The organism is Nonomuraea sp. NPDC005501, from assembly GCF_040605905.1.
In the GTDB taxonomy this organism is placed as follows: Bacteria; Actinomycetota; Actinomycetes; order Streptosporangiales; family Streptosporangiaceae; genus Nonomuraea.
Genome location: NZ_JBEXDT010000040.1, coordinates 14,028 through 28,010, shown reverse-complemented (window position 1 = coordinate 28,010; position 13,983 = coordinate 14,028). Strand labels below are relative to the sequence as shown.

12 protein-coding genes are annotated in these 13,983 nt (G+C 73.5%); 7 read left to right on the top strand and 5 right to left on the bottom strand.

Features of this window, described 5'->3' with window-relative positions; all coding sequences use genetic code 11:
- Positions 1 to 144: 144 nt before the first annotated feature.
- Positions 145 to 1,152 (bottom strand): non-homologous end-joining DNA ligase, encoded by a 1,008-nt coding sequence (gene ligD, locus ABZS51_RS20535; protein WP_355443185.1) that lies wholly within the window; start codon positions 1,150 to 1,152, stop codon positions 145 to 147.
- A 358-nt stretch (positions 1,153 to 1,510) separates the two neighbouring features.
- On the opposite strand from ligD, the gene msrB reads away from it, so the two are divergent.
- Positions 1,511 to 1,912 (top strand): peptide-methionine (R)-S-oxide reductase MsrB, encoded by a 402-nt coding sequence (msrB, locus tag ABZS51_RS20530; RefSeq protein ID WP_355443182.1) that lies wholly within the window; start codon positions 1,511 to 1,513, stop codon positions 1,910 to 1,912.
- A 206-nt stretch (positions 1,913 to 2,118) separates the two neighbouring features.
- Here msrB and ABZS51_RS20525 read toward each other — a convergent pair whose 3' ends face one another.
- The 3 genes from ABZS51_RS20525 to hemG form a co-directional block, all read right to left on the bottom strand.
- On the bottom strand, positions 2,119 to 3,630 hold the full coding sequence (locus ABZS51_RS20525; protein WP_355443178.1) for a hypothetical protein: 1,512 nt from the start codon (positions 3,628 to 3,630) through the stop codon (positions 2,119 to 2,121).
- Between the two features lie 99 nt (positions 3,631 to 3,729).
- Entirely contained in the window at positions 3,730 to 4,431 is a 702-nt protein-coding gene (hemQ, locus tag ABZS51_RS20520) for a hydrogen peroxide-dependent heme synthase (protein ID WP_310717152.1), read from the bottom strand.
- A gap of 4 nt (positions 4,432 to 4,435) precedes the next feature.
- On the bottom strand, positions 4,436 to 5,842 hold the full coding sequence (gene hemG / locus ABZS51_RS20515) for a protoporphyrinogen oxidase (protein ID WP_355443175.1): 1,407 nt from the start codon (positions 5,840 to 5,842) through the stop codon (positions 4,436 to 4,438).
- Between the two features lie 170 nt (positions 5,843 to 6,012).
- Between hemG and ABZS51_RS20510 the strand changes: the two genes are divergently transcribed.
- Positions 6,013 to 7,011, top strand: a complete 999-nt coding sequence (locus ABZS51_RS20510; RefSeq protein WP_355443172.1) for a DUF4349 domain-containing protein — start codon at positions 6,013 to 6,015, stop codon at positions 7,009 to 7,011.
- Positions 7,012 to 7,028: 17 nt separating this feature from the next.
- On the opposite strand, the gene hemE is transcribed toward ABZS51_RS20510, so the two are convergent.
- The gene (gene hemE, locus ABZS51_RS20505; protein WP_355443168.1) at positions 7,029 to 8,051 is read right to left on the bottom strand and encodes a uroporphyrinogen decarboxylase; all 1,023 of its coding nucleotides are present in this window, start codon (positions 8,049 to 8,051) and stop codon (positions 7,029 to 7,031) included.
- Positions 8,052 to 8,639: 588 nt separating this feature from the next.
- On the opposite strand from hemE, the gene ABZS51_RS20500 reads away from it, so the two are divergent.
- From ABZS51_RS20500 to ABZS51_RS20480, 5 genes are all read left to right on the top strand, one after another.
- Positions 8,640 to 9,236 carry a DUF3000 domain-containing protein gene (locus ABZS51_RS20500; protein ID WP_310717144.1) on the top strand — a complete coding sequence of 199 codons (597 nt, stop codon included), beginning with the start codon at positions 8,640 to 8,642 and terminating at the stop codon, positions 9,234 to 9,236.
- A 45-nt stretch (positions 9,237 to 9,281) separates the two neighbouring features.
- The gene (locus tag ABZS51_RS20495; RefSeq protein WP_355443165.1) at positions 9,282 to 10,556 is read left to right on the top strand and encodes a ribonuclease D; all 1,275 of its coding nucleotides are present in this window, start codon (positions 9,282 to 9,284) and stop codon (positions 10,554 to 10,556) included.
- A gap of 74 nt (positions 10,557 to 10,630) precedes the next feature.
- Positions 10,631 to 11,776 carry a Gfo/Idh/MocA family oxidoreductase gene (locus tag ABZS51_RS20490; RefSeq protein WP_355443161.1) on the top strand — a complete coding sequence of 382 codons (1,146 nt, stop codon included), beginning with the start codon at positions 10,631 to 10,633 and terminating at the stop codon, positions 11,774 to 11,776.
- Positions 11,773 to 12,945 carry a dihydrodipicolinate synthase family protein gene (locus tag ABZS51_RS20485; protein ID WP_355443158.1) on the top strand — a complete coding sequence of 391 codons (1,173 nt, stop codon included), beginning with the start codon at positions 11,773 to 11,775 and terminating at the stop codon, positions 12,943 to 12,945. Before ABZS51_RS20490 ends, ABZS51_RS20485 begins: the two co-directional genes overlap by 4 nt.
- Positions 12,942 to 13,805, top strand: coding sequence for a sugar phosphate isomerase/epimerase (locus tag ABZS51_RS20480; RefSeq protein ID WP_355443155.1), 864 nt, complete (start codon positions 12,942 to 12,944; stop codon positions 13,803 to 13,805). Before ABZS51_RS20485 ends, ABZS51_RS20480 begins: the two co-directional genes overlap by 4 nt.
- Positions 13,806 to 13,983 lie beyond the last annotated feature (178 nt).

Below are 13,983 nucleotides of genomic sequence, written 5' to 3'. Positions count from 1 at the left end.
CGTGCCCGCACTCGGGGCACGACGGAAAGGCCGCACGGCCGGTGGATGCCGAACGCCCCGGTGATCGGAGGGGGCCGGCCGTGCGGGACGGCGAGCGCGCAGCTCCTCAGGCGCCGCCGTGCGGGACGGCGAGCGTGGAGCTCCTCAGGCGTCGCCGTCCGGACGGGCCTTGCTGGGCTGCACGCGCCGCGGCTCGCCGGGCATCTTCGGATAGTTCGGCGGATAGGGCATGTCGCCCCGGCCGTCCGCCGCGTACCGCTCCAGAAGAGGCTCGATGGAGTACGCCCGGTCGTCGATGGCCGCGTGCACGTCGCCCACCTTGGCGAAGCGGGCCGGCATCGTGCGGATGTCGAAGTCGGCCGGGTCGGCGTCCTCCAGCTCCTCCCAGGTGAGCGGCGCCGAGACGGGCCCGGTGGGCTTGGCCCGCACCGAGTAGGCGCTGACCACCGTGCGGTCCCGGGCGTTCTGGTTGAAGTCCACGAACACCCGCTCGCCCCGCTCCTCCTTCCACCACGCGGTGGTCACCAGATCGGGGGCGCGCTCCTCCACGGCCCGCGCGAGGGCGATGCCCGCGTGCCGGACCTCGACGAAGTCCCAGCGCGGCTCGATGCGGACCGCGACGTGCGCGCCGCGGTTGCCCGAGGTCTTCACGAACCCCGTCATGCCGAGGTCGGCGAGCACCTCACGGGTCAGGAACGCAGCCCGGCGCGCCGCGTCGAACCCGAGCCTCGGCTGCGGGTCGAGGTCGATGCGCAGCTCGTCGGGGTGCTCCACGTCGGCCGCGCGCACCTGCCACGGGTGGAAGTCGACCGTGCCGAGGTTCGCGCAGTACGCGACGGCGGCGACCTCGGTGACCCGCAGCGAGTCGGCCTTGCGCCCGCTGGGGAAGGTGACCGTCACGGTCTCCAGCCAGTCGGGGTGCTTGGGCGGCATGCGCTTCTGGTAGATCGCCTCGGTGTGGATGCCGTCGGGGTGGCGCTTGAGGTTGGTCGGGCGGTCCCGCAGCGCCCGCAGCACGCCGTCGCCGACGCTCACGTAGTACTCGACCAGCTCACGCTTGGTGACGCCGATCTCCGGAAAGTACACCTTGTCGGGGTTCGTGACCTTGACGGTCCGCTCCCCCACCTCGAGCTCTATGAACGGCGATGCCATGCCCTCGAACCTACCCCGGACGACCGACAATCCCGGGAACCCAGGGCGGGCCCCGGGTGGGCGGGTCCGTCCCGGAGCGCGCCTCGGTGGCGGTACCGAGGGCTCGACGGGACGGACCTGAAGACCACCCGCCTGCGCGGCTCGCACGGGCGCTGGCGCGCCACCCGGACGACCCGCGGACCGCCCCCGCGCGGCGCCAGCACGGGCGTGGGCTGTGCCGCTCGGGCGATCCGGCGAGTGATCCCACCCTGAGCAGGAGGCGATGACGCCTCCTTGCCTACAAAGACGCGAATTTCCCCCAGAAGGGATGCTTCCCCCGACGGAGATCTCTTTTTGCCACATCTCGTACGCTGGATACATGGACAAGGTGGTCAAGAGCGATGCCGAGTGGCGGGTCGAGCTCTCCCCGGAGGAGTTCCACGTGCTCCGCGAGGCCGGCACCGAGCGGCCGTTCACCGGGGAGTACGTCGACACCAAGACCGAGGGCGTGTACTCCTGCCGCGCGTGCGGCGCCGAGCTGTTCCGGTCCGACACGAAGTTCGAGCCGCACTGCGGGTGGCCGAGCTTCTTCGAGCCGTCGGAGTCGGACGCGGTGCGGCTGATCGAGGACCGCACCCTCGGCATGGTCCGCACCGAGGTGCGCTGCGCCCGCTGCGACTCCCATCTCGGCCACGTCTTCCACGGCGAGGGCTATCCCACGCCGACCGACGACCGCTACTGCATCAACTCCGTCTCGCTGCGGCTCCTCCCCAAGGAGTGAACGGGCGGCGACAGCGCGTACCGGCCGGCCGCCACGGGTAGGAGCGGCGGGTGAGCCTTGTGCATCTCCGTCACCGGTGGGTGACGGTCGAGGCGATCGGCCGGGTCATCACGCAGCGCTGCCGGCTGTGCCGGAAGACCCGCGTCCGCGTCCGCTAGTCCCGCGCGCTCGGCATGTCCCGGGCCGGGCCAAGCCCCGGGCCCTGGTCATCCGGGGTCCGGGTGCGTGACGCGGCAGCTCGTGTCGGCGGGGCCGAGGATGTTGGCGAGCACGGGGTTCCCGTTCTCGCCGAACCTCGCCTGGACGAACACCACGGGGTGCGCGGCGCCGTCCCGGCGGAGGTACTCCAGGCCGCGCCGGCAGAGGGTCAGGGCGTCGGCGGAGTTGGCCGCCGACTCCGGCAGATCCGTGTAGATACGCAGATATCCACCGATGGTGCGGACATCCCTGACATGGCGCATGGCGCCGTCACCTGAGCCCCAGCGGGCGCGGAAGTACTCGACCGCGGTGAGCTCGTCGTCCCGGGACGTTCCTGCCGCTGCGGTCGCCCCGGCGGCTCCGGTGGCGCCCCTCGCCCCGGTCCCGGTACGGGTCCCGCTGTCACCCGGGCGCCCGACCGGCGCCCCCGAGCCACCGCTAGGCCGGGGTGCGGACCGGTGCGTGGGCTGGGGCGTGGGCTGGGGCGTGGGCTGGGGCGCGGGGTTGGTCGTGGACCGGGGCGTGGAGTCAGTCGCCGGATCGGTCGTGGACCGGGGTATGGAGTCGGCCGCCGCGTTGGCCGTCGTCGAGCGGGACGCCGGAACGGTCGGCGGATGGGCCGGGTCGGTCGGCGCGTGAGCCGGATCGGCCGGCGGGTGGGCCGGCGGTCGTACGGCGCCGGGAGTGACGCCCTCGGCGCGTACCTCGGTACGGGTCACGCCGGTCTCCCCGACGCCCCGGTAGCTCCCGCCGGCCTCCCGGGCCTCTCCGGCCTCTGCGGACGTACCAGCCGATCTCCCGGACTCGCCCGATCCCGCTGATCCGCCCGATCCCCCTCGTCCGGCCGTTCCGGCCGCGGAGAACATCCCGCCGACGGGACCGCCACCGAGCAGCGCCACTCCGCCCGCCAGCACCACCGAGCCGGCCGACACCCACACGAGCCACGCCTTGTGCGCCGCGCTCCGCCGCATCCACGACTCGGGCACCCGCGCGTGCCGCCGCTCCGGCCGCCCTCCCCGGTCGGCCGCGTACCCGTCACGGCCGGAGGTCCAATCGTCGCCGGCGTGCATCCCGCGTCCTCGGGGCCCCAGCTCGGCGAGCCTCCTGCAGATGCGGTCGGCGATCCGCCGGGAGGCCCGGCCCGCGGCACGCCGGGAGAGCCGGCCCGCGACGCGCCCGCCGACGCGTCCCGTGGCCGGCCGCCCGTGCCGCCCCGCCGCACCGTCCGGCCCCGGCACGGCTCCGTGCGGCCCCTCCTGCGCACCACCGCGCGGGACGTCGGGCGCGCCACCGTCCGGGGCACCGTGCGCGACGCCGTCCGGGCCGTCGTCCGGGCCGCCGTAAGGCGCGGCCGTACCGGCGGCCAACCCCTCCCAGCCCAGGGTGAGGTGCTCCCAGGCGCGGGCCACCGCCTCGTCGTCCCCGTACGGGAAATCCTCCGGCATGAGCCCGTACGGGAAGTCCTCCCACGGACCGTCACCGTACGGATGCCTTCCGTGCCTGCCCGAGTCCGCGGTCACGATGGTCCCCCCCTGGAACGTGACAACCCGCCGTCAACATCGAGTGTGACAAAGCAGGTAGATCAATGCGGAGGGATCGCGGACTTCCCGTTGACCGTTCTACGGCAGGGCGGCGACCAGCTCGGTCACCGGCTTGCGGGCGCCGGTGTAGAAGGGGATCTCCAGACGGGTGTGCCGGCGGGCCTGGGCGCCGCGCAGCTCACGCATGAGGTCGACGATCCGGTGCAGCTCGTCGGCCTCGAAGGCGAGCATCCACTCGTAGTCGTTGAGCGAGAAGCAGGCGACCGTGTTGGCCCGGACGTCGGGGTACTCGCGGGCCATGCGCCCGTGCTCGGCCAGCATGGCGCGCCGCTCGGAGTCCTCCAGGAGGTACCACTCCAGGGAGCGCACGAACGGGTAGACGCTCACGTACGCCCGCGGCTCCTCCTCGGCGAGGAACGCCGGGATGTGCGACTTGTTGAACTCGGCCGGCCGGTGCAGCGCCATGGCCGACCAGACGGGCTCGCTGTGGCGGCCCAGGGCCGTACGGCGGAAGCGGGAGTAGACGTCCTGCAGGTCGTCTGAGGTGGGCGCGTGCCACCAGAACATGTAGTCGGCGTCGGCGCGGAACCCGGCCACGTCGTACAGGCCGCGGGTGACCACGTCCTTGAGCGCCGCCTGCTCCAGCAGCTCGCCGACCTCCGCGCCGAGACTCTCGCGGTCGGCGGGCAGCGGTCCGGTCGCCCGGAAGACGGACCACATCGTGTAGCGGATCACCTGGTTGAGATCGCGGGCCTTGAGCCGCGGTGCGCCCTCTGTCATGCCCCTATTCTCCCCGCAGCGACAGGTGGTCCAGAATCCGGGCGGCGGCCGTGCGTGCCGTGGCGACACAGGCGGGGACGCCCAGCCCGTCGTAGGCGGCCCCGCACACGGCGAGCCCCGGCAGCACGGCGACGGCGGCGCGCACCCGGGCCACGCGGTCGAGGTGGCCCACGTTGTACTGCGGCAGGGAGCCGCCCCAGCGGGTGACGCGGGTGTCGATCGGCAGCCCGCGCACGCCCATGGAGCCGGCCATCTCCGCCATCGCGAGGGCCACCAGCTCGGTGTCGTCGCGCTGGAGCAGGTGCTCCTCGCCGACCCGGCCGATGGAGCAGCGCAGCCGCACGAGGCCGTCGCCGGCCAGGTGGGGCCACTTGACGGAGCTGAACGTGACGGCCTTGACCGGCCTGCGCTCGACGGGCGGCACGAGGTAGCCGCTCTCGCCGGGCGGCTCGGGGAACGCGTCGGTGGCGTAGGCGAGCGTGACGATGGCCATGCTGGCGTACTCGATGCGCGCCAGCTCGGCCGACGCCTTGGGCGCCTCGCCCTTGAGCAGCCGGGCGGCGGAGGGAGCGGGCGTGGCGACGATCACGGCGTCGGCCTCGATCACCTCGGGCCTGGGCACGGGGCCGGTCACCAGCCGCCACCCCTCGGCGGTGCGGTGCAGCTCGCGCACGGTCACCCCGGTGCGGATCTCGGCCTCCGACGCCTTGGCGACCGCCTCGGGCAGGCTGCCGAGGCCGCCGCGCAGCGTGGCGAACACCGGTCCGCCGGCGCTGGGCGCCTCGTGCAGGATCTGCCGGGCGGCGCTCAGCAGCGAACGCTCGGAGCGGGCGGCGGCGGCCACCCGGGGCATCGTGGCCTCCAGCGACAGCCGGTCGGAGCGGCCCGCGTAGACGCCGCCGAGCAGCGGCTCGACGAGCCGTTCGAGCACCTCGCCGCCCATGCGGGCGCGGATGTAGGCGGCGACGGACACGTCGGTGCGGACGAGGGTGGGCGGCAGGATCTGGTCCATCGGCACCCGCAGCAGCCCGCCGGGCGAGACGATGCCGGACTTGGCCAGCTCGGTGAGGTCGGCGGGCACGCCCATGACCTGCCCCTTGGGCATGGGGCGCAGCGAGCCCCTGCTGAGGATGGCCGACCGCGCGGAGCTGGGACTGACCAGGTCGTCGCCGAGACCGACCGCCTTGGCCAGCTCCGTGCCCTCGGGCCGCCTGGCCAGCACGGCCTCGGCTCCCGCGTCGACGCTGGCCCCGGCGACCTCCGAGGCGTGCAGCTTGCCGCCGATGCGCGGGCCGCCTTCGAGGACCGTCACCCTGATCCGATCGCCGCCCGCCTGGCGGAGGTGCCACGCCGCGGCCAGACCAGAGATCCCGCCCCCGACGACGACCACGTGCGCCCGTTTCCCTTCCACGCCTCCAGACGCTACCGTCTCCGCGGCCCGCCCGGCCGCCCGGGGCGCGGTCCCGCGCGGGGCCGGCACGGCGTTCCGGGTCGCGTGCGCTCCGGCCGCCGACATCCGCACGTGACCGTACCGTGACGGATCCGATCAAACCCCTCCAGTTCCTGGTCCGTCGTAAGAGCATGAGGAGATTCCAGTACGGCACGGCGCTGTCGGCCGCCTGCGCGGCCCTGCTCTTAGGAGGCCTGACGGGATGTGGCGGCGGGGCGGAGGTGCAATCCACCTCCCGCGGCGAGTCGGCACAGGCGGGAGCGCCCGCCCTGGCGCCTCAGGACTCCGCGGTCGACAAGGCACGGCGTCAGCCCTCGGCCCAGGACGCCGCGGGCAGGACCGCCGGGAAGAACATCGCCTCCGACGTCACGGTCACCGCCCAGGACCGGCAGGTCATCTACGTCGGCAGGATGACGGTACGGGCCAAGGAGGTCACGGCGGCGGCCCAGAAGGCCAAGCAGATCGTGAGCGGCGCGGGCGGGTATCTGTCGAAGGAGCAGTCCAGCTCCTCCGACGGGGGCGAGGGCTCGGCCGAGCTGGAGTTCAAGATCCCGCCGGCCCGGTACGCCGACGTGCTCGCGAGCATGGGCAGGGACCTGGGCGAGCAGATCTCGCTCAACCAGGGCACCGAGGACGTCACCGCGCAGGTGGCCGACGTCAACAGCCGGATCAAGTCGGCCCAGCAGGCGCTCGACTCGCTGCGCACGCTGCTGAAGAAGGCCGACACCATCGGCAACGTGCTGGAGGTGGAGCGGGAGATCTCCACCCGCGAGGCGGACCTGGAGTCGTTGCAGGCCCAGCAGAAGGAGCTGGCGGGACAGGTGAGCATGGCCACGCTCACGCTGACCGTGGTGGGGCCGGTCACGGTCGTGACGCCGCCGTCGGAGGAGCCCGCCGGGTTCCTCGCCGGGCTGGCCAAGGGGTGGTCGGGGCTGGTGGCGTTCGTGAAGGTGGCGCTGACCGTGCTGGGCGTGTTGCTGCCCTGGATGCTCATCCTGGCGCCGGTGGCCGCGCTGATCGTGTGGCTGACGCGCCGGAACGCGCGCCGGCGGCCCGCCCCGCCGGCCAGGACCGTGCCACCGGCCCCGGCCGGCGAACCGCCCCAGCCCCCGGCGCCCGCGCAGTCATGACCGGCGAGCCGGCCGGGTCAGGCCTCGTGGACCAGGTCGGTGAGGCGCTTGAGCTGGTCGGGGTCGGTGGAGGGCAGCACGCCGTGCCCGAGGTTGAACACGTGGCCCTCCGCCTGCTGTCCCTCCCGCAGCACCTCGCGGGCCTTGCGTTCGACCGCCTCCCACGGGGCCAGCAGGATGGCCGGGTCGAGGTTGCCCTGCAGCGCCTTGCCGGGACCCACCCGGCGGGCGGCCTCGTCGAGCGGCACCCGCCAGTCCACGCCCACCACGTCGGCGCCCGCCTCGCCGAGCAGCCCCAGCAGCTCGCCGGTGCCGACGCCGAAGTGGATGCGCGGCACGCCGAGGTCGGCCAGGCCCTCGAAGATGCGGCGCGTGTGGGGCAGCACGTACTCGCGGTAGTCGGCGGGGGCGACCGCGCCCACCCAGGAGTCGAAGAGCTGGACGGCCGAGGCGCCCGCCTCGACCTGGAGGCGCAGGTGGGCGAGGACGATGCCGGCCAGGCGGTCCATCAGCGCGTGCCACAGGCGCGGCTCGCCGTACATCATGGCCTTGGTGTGATCGTGGTTGCGGGACGGGCCGCCCTCGATGAGGTAGGCGCCGAGCGTGAACGGCGCGCCGGCGAAGCCGATGAGCGGCGTGCCGCCGAGCTCGCCGGTCAGCGCCCGGATCGCCTCGGTGACGTAGGGGACGTCGTCGGGCTCCAGCGGGCGCAGCACGTCGAGGTCGGCCTCCTCGCGGATCGGCTGGGCGACGACCGGCCCGACGCCGGGCTTGATGTCGAGATCGACGCCGATGGCCTTGAGCGGCACGACGATGTCGCTGAAGAAGACGGCCGCGTCGACGCCGTAGCGGCGGACCGGCTGCATGGTGATCTCGACGACGAGGTCGGGCGTGGCGCAGGCCTGGAGCATGGGCACGCCCTCGCGCACCTTGAGGTACTCGGGCAGCGATCGGCCGGCCTGCCGCATGAACCAGACGGGGGTGTGCGGGACGGGCTGGCGGCGGCAGGCGCGCAGGAACGCTGAGTCGGCGAGATTCACCCTCCCAGGGTGCCATGACCTCCCGCCGGTCCCCTCATCGGCGCCGCATCGGCACGAGGTGTCGGAAAAGTATGCATTGAACACCCCAAATCATGATCGAATAGTCGGATGGAGGTTTACCGGCCGACCCGGCCCTCGGCGCTCACGCGGGTCGAACACACCCCATGGGCGACCAGAAAGCCGGTCTTGACTGGACCAAATGTTCGCCAAGCGACCGCGCGGCACCGATTCAGCATCCACTTTCGGGACACGCCGAGCGCGTTGCGGGGAATTGTCGGTGAGGCGTGCCAACGTCGGAGCCACGATCCGAAGAAAGGCCCCGTTGCGATGACAGGTGCGACGACAGGCGCCGCCGCAGGCGCCGCGCTCAGTGCCGTGCCCCGGCCTGTGACCGCTCCCGCGACCCGTACCGCGGCTCCTTGCGGGACTCGTTCCCGGACTCCTGGCACGACTCATGACGGGACTCGTGACGGGTGCCGTGCCGCGCCGTTCGCGTCCGCCCGCCAGCGGGTTGCGGCAGCGGGTTGAGCAGGCACGATGAGCACCCCCGTGGTCCCCTTCCCCGAGGCTGCGGCCTACGCTGCGACCATGACCTCGAGTGACCGGCCGCCGGCTCCCCCGGCGTTCAGGCGCGCGGCCGAGAGCCTGCGCCCGGCCGAGGTCAGACCGGAGATCGAGCTGGAGGACCTGCCCGCGCCGCAGCGGCTGGCCCCCTACTCCGCCGCCGTGGGCGCGTCGGTCTACCGTGACGACGACGAGCTGGCCGTGGGCCGGCTGATCCTGCTCTACGACCCCGACGGCCAGCGCGGCTGGGACGGCCCGTTCCGGCTGGTGGCGTACGTGCGCGCCGACATGGAGCCGGAGATCACCTCCGACCCGCTGCTCGGCCCGGTCGCCTGGAGCTGGCTGACGGAGGCTCTGGACGCCCACCACGCCGACTACTCGGCGGCCGGCGGTACCGTGACAAGAGCGGTGTCCGAGGGCTTCGGCAACAAGGCCGACGATCCGGTCACCACCGAGCTGGAGCTGCGGGCGTCCTGGTCCCCCGCCCAGGAAGACCTCTCCGGTCACGTGGCCGCCTGGTGCGACCTCATGTGCGTGGCCGCGGGGATCCCGCCGCTGCCGCCCGATGTGGCGTCCCTGCCCCGCAGGCGCGAAGATCCGGAGAGTGACCGTACGAAGTGAGGGCACCAGTCGAGACGTCATCCGCGTCATGAGAGCGGTGAACTCATGACAGAAGAAAGAACCGTGCAGGGCGGCACCGTGGCCGACGGCGCGGAGCCGGGCGAGCGCCCGGTCGTGCCGCTGCTGGAGCCGCGCGAGGGCATCCCGCCGGTCGTCGCGGACGCGGTCACGCTGGCCGGGGTGGTCGACGCGTTCGCGCGCGGCAGCGGCCCGGTCGCCGTCGACGCCGAGCGCGCCTCGGGTTACCGCTACGGCAACCGCGCCTACCTGGTGCAGGCGCGCCGGGCCGGCGCGGGCACCGCGCTGATCGACCCGATCGCCTGTCCCGACCTGTCGGGCCTGGACGCGGCGGTGGCGGACGCCGAGGTCGTGCTGCACGCCGCCTCGCAGGACCTGCCGTGCCTGCTGGAGGTCGGGTTCCGGCCGCGCGCGCTGTTCGACACCGAGCTGGCCGGCCGGCTGCTCGGCTACGAGCGCGTGGGGCTGGGCACGATGGTGGAGACCGTGCTCGGGCTGCGGCTGGAGAAGGGTCACTCGGCCGCCGACTGGTCCACCAGGCCGCTGCCGGAAGACTGGCTGCGCTACGCCGCCCTCGACGTGGAGGTGCTGGTCGAGCTGCGCGACGTGCTGCACGCCGAGCTGGAGGAGGCGGGCAAGCTGGAGTGGGCGCGCGAGGAGTTCGCCGCCGTGCTCGGCACGCCGCCCGCCGTCCCCCGGTCGGATCCGTGGCGGCGTACGTCCGGCATCCACAAGGTGCGCAACGTGCGCGCGCTGGCGATCGTGCGCGAGCTGTGGCTGATGCGCGACCGGATCGCCCGCGAGAACGACCTGGCGCCCGGCCGGGTCCTGCCCGACTCGGCGATCGTGGCCGCCGCCCTCGACGTGCCCCGCACGAAGAAGGCGCTGACCGAGATCGCGCCGTTCACCGGGCGCAGCGCCCGCCGCTACATGAGCGAGTGGCTGAGCGCGGTCAGCCGGGCTCGCGCGCTGCCCGACGTGCAGCTGCCGCAGCCGAGCACGCCCGGCGACGGCCCGCCGCCCGCCAACCGCTGGCCCGACCGCGACCCGGCCGCCGCCAAGCGGCTGGCCGCGGCCCGTGCCGTGATCGCGGCGCTGGCCGACGAGCACCGCATGCCGACGGAGAACCTCCTGCAGCCCGACGCCGTGCGCAGGCTCACCTGGGAGCCGCCGAAGCAGATCACCGACGAGACCGTGGCCGAGCGGCTGCGCGAGCTCGGCGCCCGCGACTGGCAGCTCGCCCTCACCGCCCACCCGCTGGCCAGGTCCCTGGCCAGGCTGGAGACCAAGGGCGAGCTCTAGGCACGACCGGCACTTGACGCCTCCGGCGGCTCGGCCTTACCGTTCGGGAAAGCGCTTTCCGTGAAAGGATCCCCATGAGCGTGCGCACCATCGGCGTCGTGATGAACGGCGTCACCGGACGGATGGGATATCGCCAGCACCTGGTCCGATCCGTCCTGGCCATCAACGAGCAGGGCGGCGTCACGCTCTCCGACGGCAGCCGGGTCAAGCTGCGCCCCGTCCTGGTCGGCCGCAACGCCGCCAAGCTGGCCGAGCTCGCCGACCGCCACGACATCCCCGACTACACGACCGAGCTGGACGCCGCGCTCGCCGACGACGACAACCTCGTCTACTTCGACGCCCAGGTCACCTCCGCCCGGGTGAAGGCCGTGCTGAAGGCGATCGAGGCGGGCAAGCACATCTACGCCGAGAAGCCCACGGCCGAGTCGGTCGAGGAGGCCGTGGCGCTGGCCGAGGCGGCGACGGCGCGGGGCGTGAAGAACGGCGTCGTGCAGGACAAGCTGTTCCTGCCGGGCCTGCTGAAGCTGAAGCGGCTGATCGACGGCGGGTTCTTCGGCCGGATCCTCTCGGTGCGCGGGGAGTTCGGCTACTGGGTGTTCGAGGGCGACTGGCAGGAGGCCCAGCGCCCGTCGTGGAACTACCGGGCCGAGGACGGCGGCGGCATCGTGCTCGACATGTTCCCGCACTGGCACTACGTCATGGAGAACCTGTTCGGCCGGGTCCGCTCGGTCTACGCCCAGGCCGTGACGCACGTGCCGCGGCGGGTGGACGAGCAGGGGCACGCCTACCAGGCCACCGCCGACGACGCCGCGTACGGCGTGTTCGAGCTGGAGGGCGGGGTCATCGCGCAGATCAACTCCTCCTGGACCGTGCGCGTGAACCGCGACGAGCTGGTGGAGTTCCAGGTGGACGGCACGGAGGGCAGCGCGGTCGCCGGCCTGCGCAACTGCCGCGTCCAGCACCGCGCCGCCACGCCCAAGCCCGTGTGGAACCCCGACCTGCCCGTCACCGCGCGCTTCCGCGACGGCTGGCAGGAGGTCCCGGACAACGCCGAGTTCGACAACGGCTTCAAGATCCAGTGGGAGCTGTTCGTCCGGCATGTCCTGGAGGACGCGCCGTTCCCGTACGACTTCGCCGCCGGCGCCCGCGGCGTGCAGCTCGCCGAGCTGGGCCTGCGCTCGTCGGCCGAGGGCCGCAGGATCGAGGTGCCGGAGCTGTGAGGATCGACCTGCCCGGCGGCGCGTACGAGCTGCGCGAGCCGGTGACGTGGCCGCGGCCGGACGGCCCGGCGGTCAGCCGCGTCGTGTATGCGGCGGCGCACGTGGTGGCCGACCCGCTCGGCGACAACACGCCCGGCTCCCCCGCGGCCGTGGACTGGGACGCCACGCTGCGCTTCCGCCGCCACCTGTGGTCGCACGGGCTGCGCGTGGCCGACGCGATGGACACCGCGCAGCGCAACATGGGCCTCGACTGGGCCGCGACGCGAGAGCTCATCCGGCGCAGCGCCGACGAGGCGCGCGCGTTCGGCGACCCGGCCGAGCTGGTGGCCTGCGGCGCGGGCACGGACCACGCCCCCGGCGCGGACGACCTGAAGGCGATCACCGCCGCGTACACCGAGCAGATCGAGACCGTGCAGGCGGCCGGCGCCGGCGTGATCGTCATGGCCTCGCGCCAGCTCGCGCGGGTGGCGGCCGGCCCGGAGGACTACCACCAGGTGTACGGCGAGCTGCTCGGCCTGGCCGACCGGCCGGTGGTGCTGCACTGGCTCGGCGAGATGTTCGACCCGCAGCTGGCCGGCTACTGGGGCTCGCGCGACGTGGCCGCGGCCACCGAGGCGTTCCTGGAGCTGATCCACGCCCACGCGCCGAAGGTGGACGGCGTGAAGGTGTCGCTGCTGGACGAGGAGCACGAGATCGGCCTGCGGGCCGCGCTGCCCGAGGGCGTCCGGCTCTACACCGGCGACGACTTCAACTACCCGTCGCTGATCAGGAGCGGCTCGCACGCGCTGCTCGGCATCTTCGACGCGATCGCGCCGGCCGCGGCGGCGGCCCTGCGGGCGCTCGACGCCGCTGAGGCCGCGGAGGCCGCCTCCGACGACGCCGGCCGTGACCGGATGCTCGCCCGTTACGACGAGATCCTGGCGCCGACGGTGGCGCTGTCGCGCAAGATCTTCGAGACGCCGACGTACAACTACAAGACCGGCATCGTCTTCCTGGCCTGGCTGAACGGCCACCAGGACGCGTTCGCCATGGTCAACGGCGCCCAGTCGGCCCGCTCGCTGGTCCACCTGTCGGAGGTGTTCCGCCTGGCCGACCGGGCCGGGCTGCTGGCCGACCAGGAGCTGGCGGTCCGCCGCATGCAGGCGCTGCTGGCGGTGAACGGCCTGTGAGCCTCTCCCTCAACCAGTGGACCACCAGGCGCTGGACGGTGGCCGAGGCCGTCGACGGCTGCGTGCGGCACGGCCTGGAGGCCATCGGCCTGTGGCGGCAGGAGGTCGCCCAGCAGGGCCTGGCCGAGTCGGCCAAGCTGGTGCGCGAGGCGGGCCTGCGGGTGTCGTCGCTGTGCCGGGGCGGCTTCCTCACGGCAGGCGGGCCCGGCGAGGACGGCCGCCGGGCGTTCGCGGCGGCGCTGGAGGACAACCGGCGGGCCGTCGACGAGGCCGCCGAGCTGGGCGCGGCCTGCCTGGTGATGGTGGTCGGCGGGCTGCCGGGCGTGGTCCCGGGCGAGCCGCTGTCGGGCGCCGTGTCGAAGGATCTCGCCGCCGCTCGGGAGCGGGTGGCCGAGGGCCTGGCCGTGCTCGCGCCGTACGCCGGTGAGCGGGGCGTGAAGCTGGCGCTGGAGCCGCTGCACCCGGTCTACTGCGCGGACCGGGCGGTCATCTCCACCCTGGAGCAGGCGGTGGACCTCAGCCTGCCGTATCCGGTGGAGCAGGTCGGGGTGGTGGTCGACACCTTCCACGTGTGGTGGGACCCGCGGCTGTTCGAGCAGATCGCCCGCGCCGGCGAGCGGATCGCCTCCTACCAGGTGTGCGACTTCCTGCACCCGCTGCCCGCCGACGTGCTGCTGGGGCGCGGCATGATGGGTGACGGAGTGATCGACTTCGCGCCGATCACCCGGGCCGTGCTGGCGGCCGGCTACACCGGCGACGTGGAGGTCGAGATCTTCAACGCCGACGTGTGGGCCGCCGATCCGGACGAGGTGCTGGCCACCATGAAGGCCCGCTACGCCGAGGTGGTCGTGCCCTCCTGACCGCCCCGTTCTCCGGGCGCCGTCCCGCGGGGACGGCGCCCGCGTCTGTGACGGGGGTCACCGCGAAAGGGCGCGGAGGCGGGAGAAGTTGTTACTGTGGAAGGGCGGGCAGGAACGCGCGGCTCCCCTCGACTCCCTCGACGCCTGGACCTCCTGCCGCATCCCCGAAGACGAGAAG

Excerpts from the sequence above, each read along its gene's own strand:
- ABZS51_RS20490 (WP_355443161.1), top strand. The coding sequence starts at position 10,631 with ATGAGCGTGCGCACCATCGGCGTCGTGATGAACGGCGTCACCGGACGG.
- hemQ (WP_310717152.1), bottom strand. The coding sequence starts at position 4,431 with ATGACAGAGGGCGCACCGCGGCTCAAGGCCCGCGATCTCAACCAGGTG.
- msrB (WP_355443182.1), top strand. The coding sequence starts at position 1,511 with ATGGACAAGGTGGTCAAGAGCGATGCCGAGTGGCGGGTCGAGCTCTCC.
- ligD (WP_355443185.1), bottom strand. The coding sequence starts at position 1,152 with ATGGCATCGCCGTTCATAGAGCTCGAGGTGGGGGAGCGGACCGTCAAG.
- ABZS51_RS20495 (WP_355443165.1), top strand. The coding sequence starts at position 9,282 with ATGACAGAAGAAAGAACCGTGCAGGGCGGCACCGTGGCCGACGGCGCG.
- ABZS51_RS20510 (WP_355443172.1), top strand. The coding sequence starts at position 6,013 with ATGAGGAGATTCCAGTACGGCACGGCGCTGTCGGCCGCCTGCGCGGCC.
- ABZS51_RS20500 (WP_310717144.1), top strand. The coding sequence starts at position 8,640 with ATGACCTCGAGTGACCGGCCGCCGGCTCCCCCGGCGTTCAGGCGCGCG.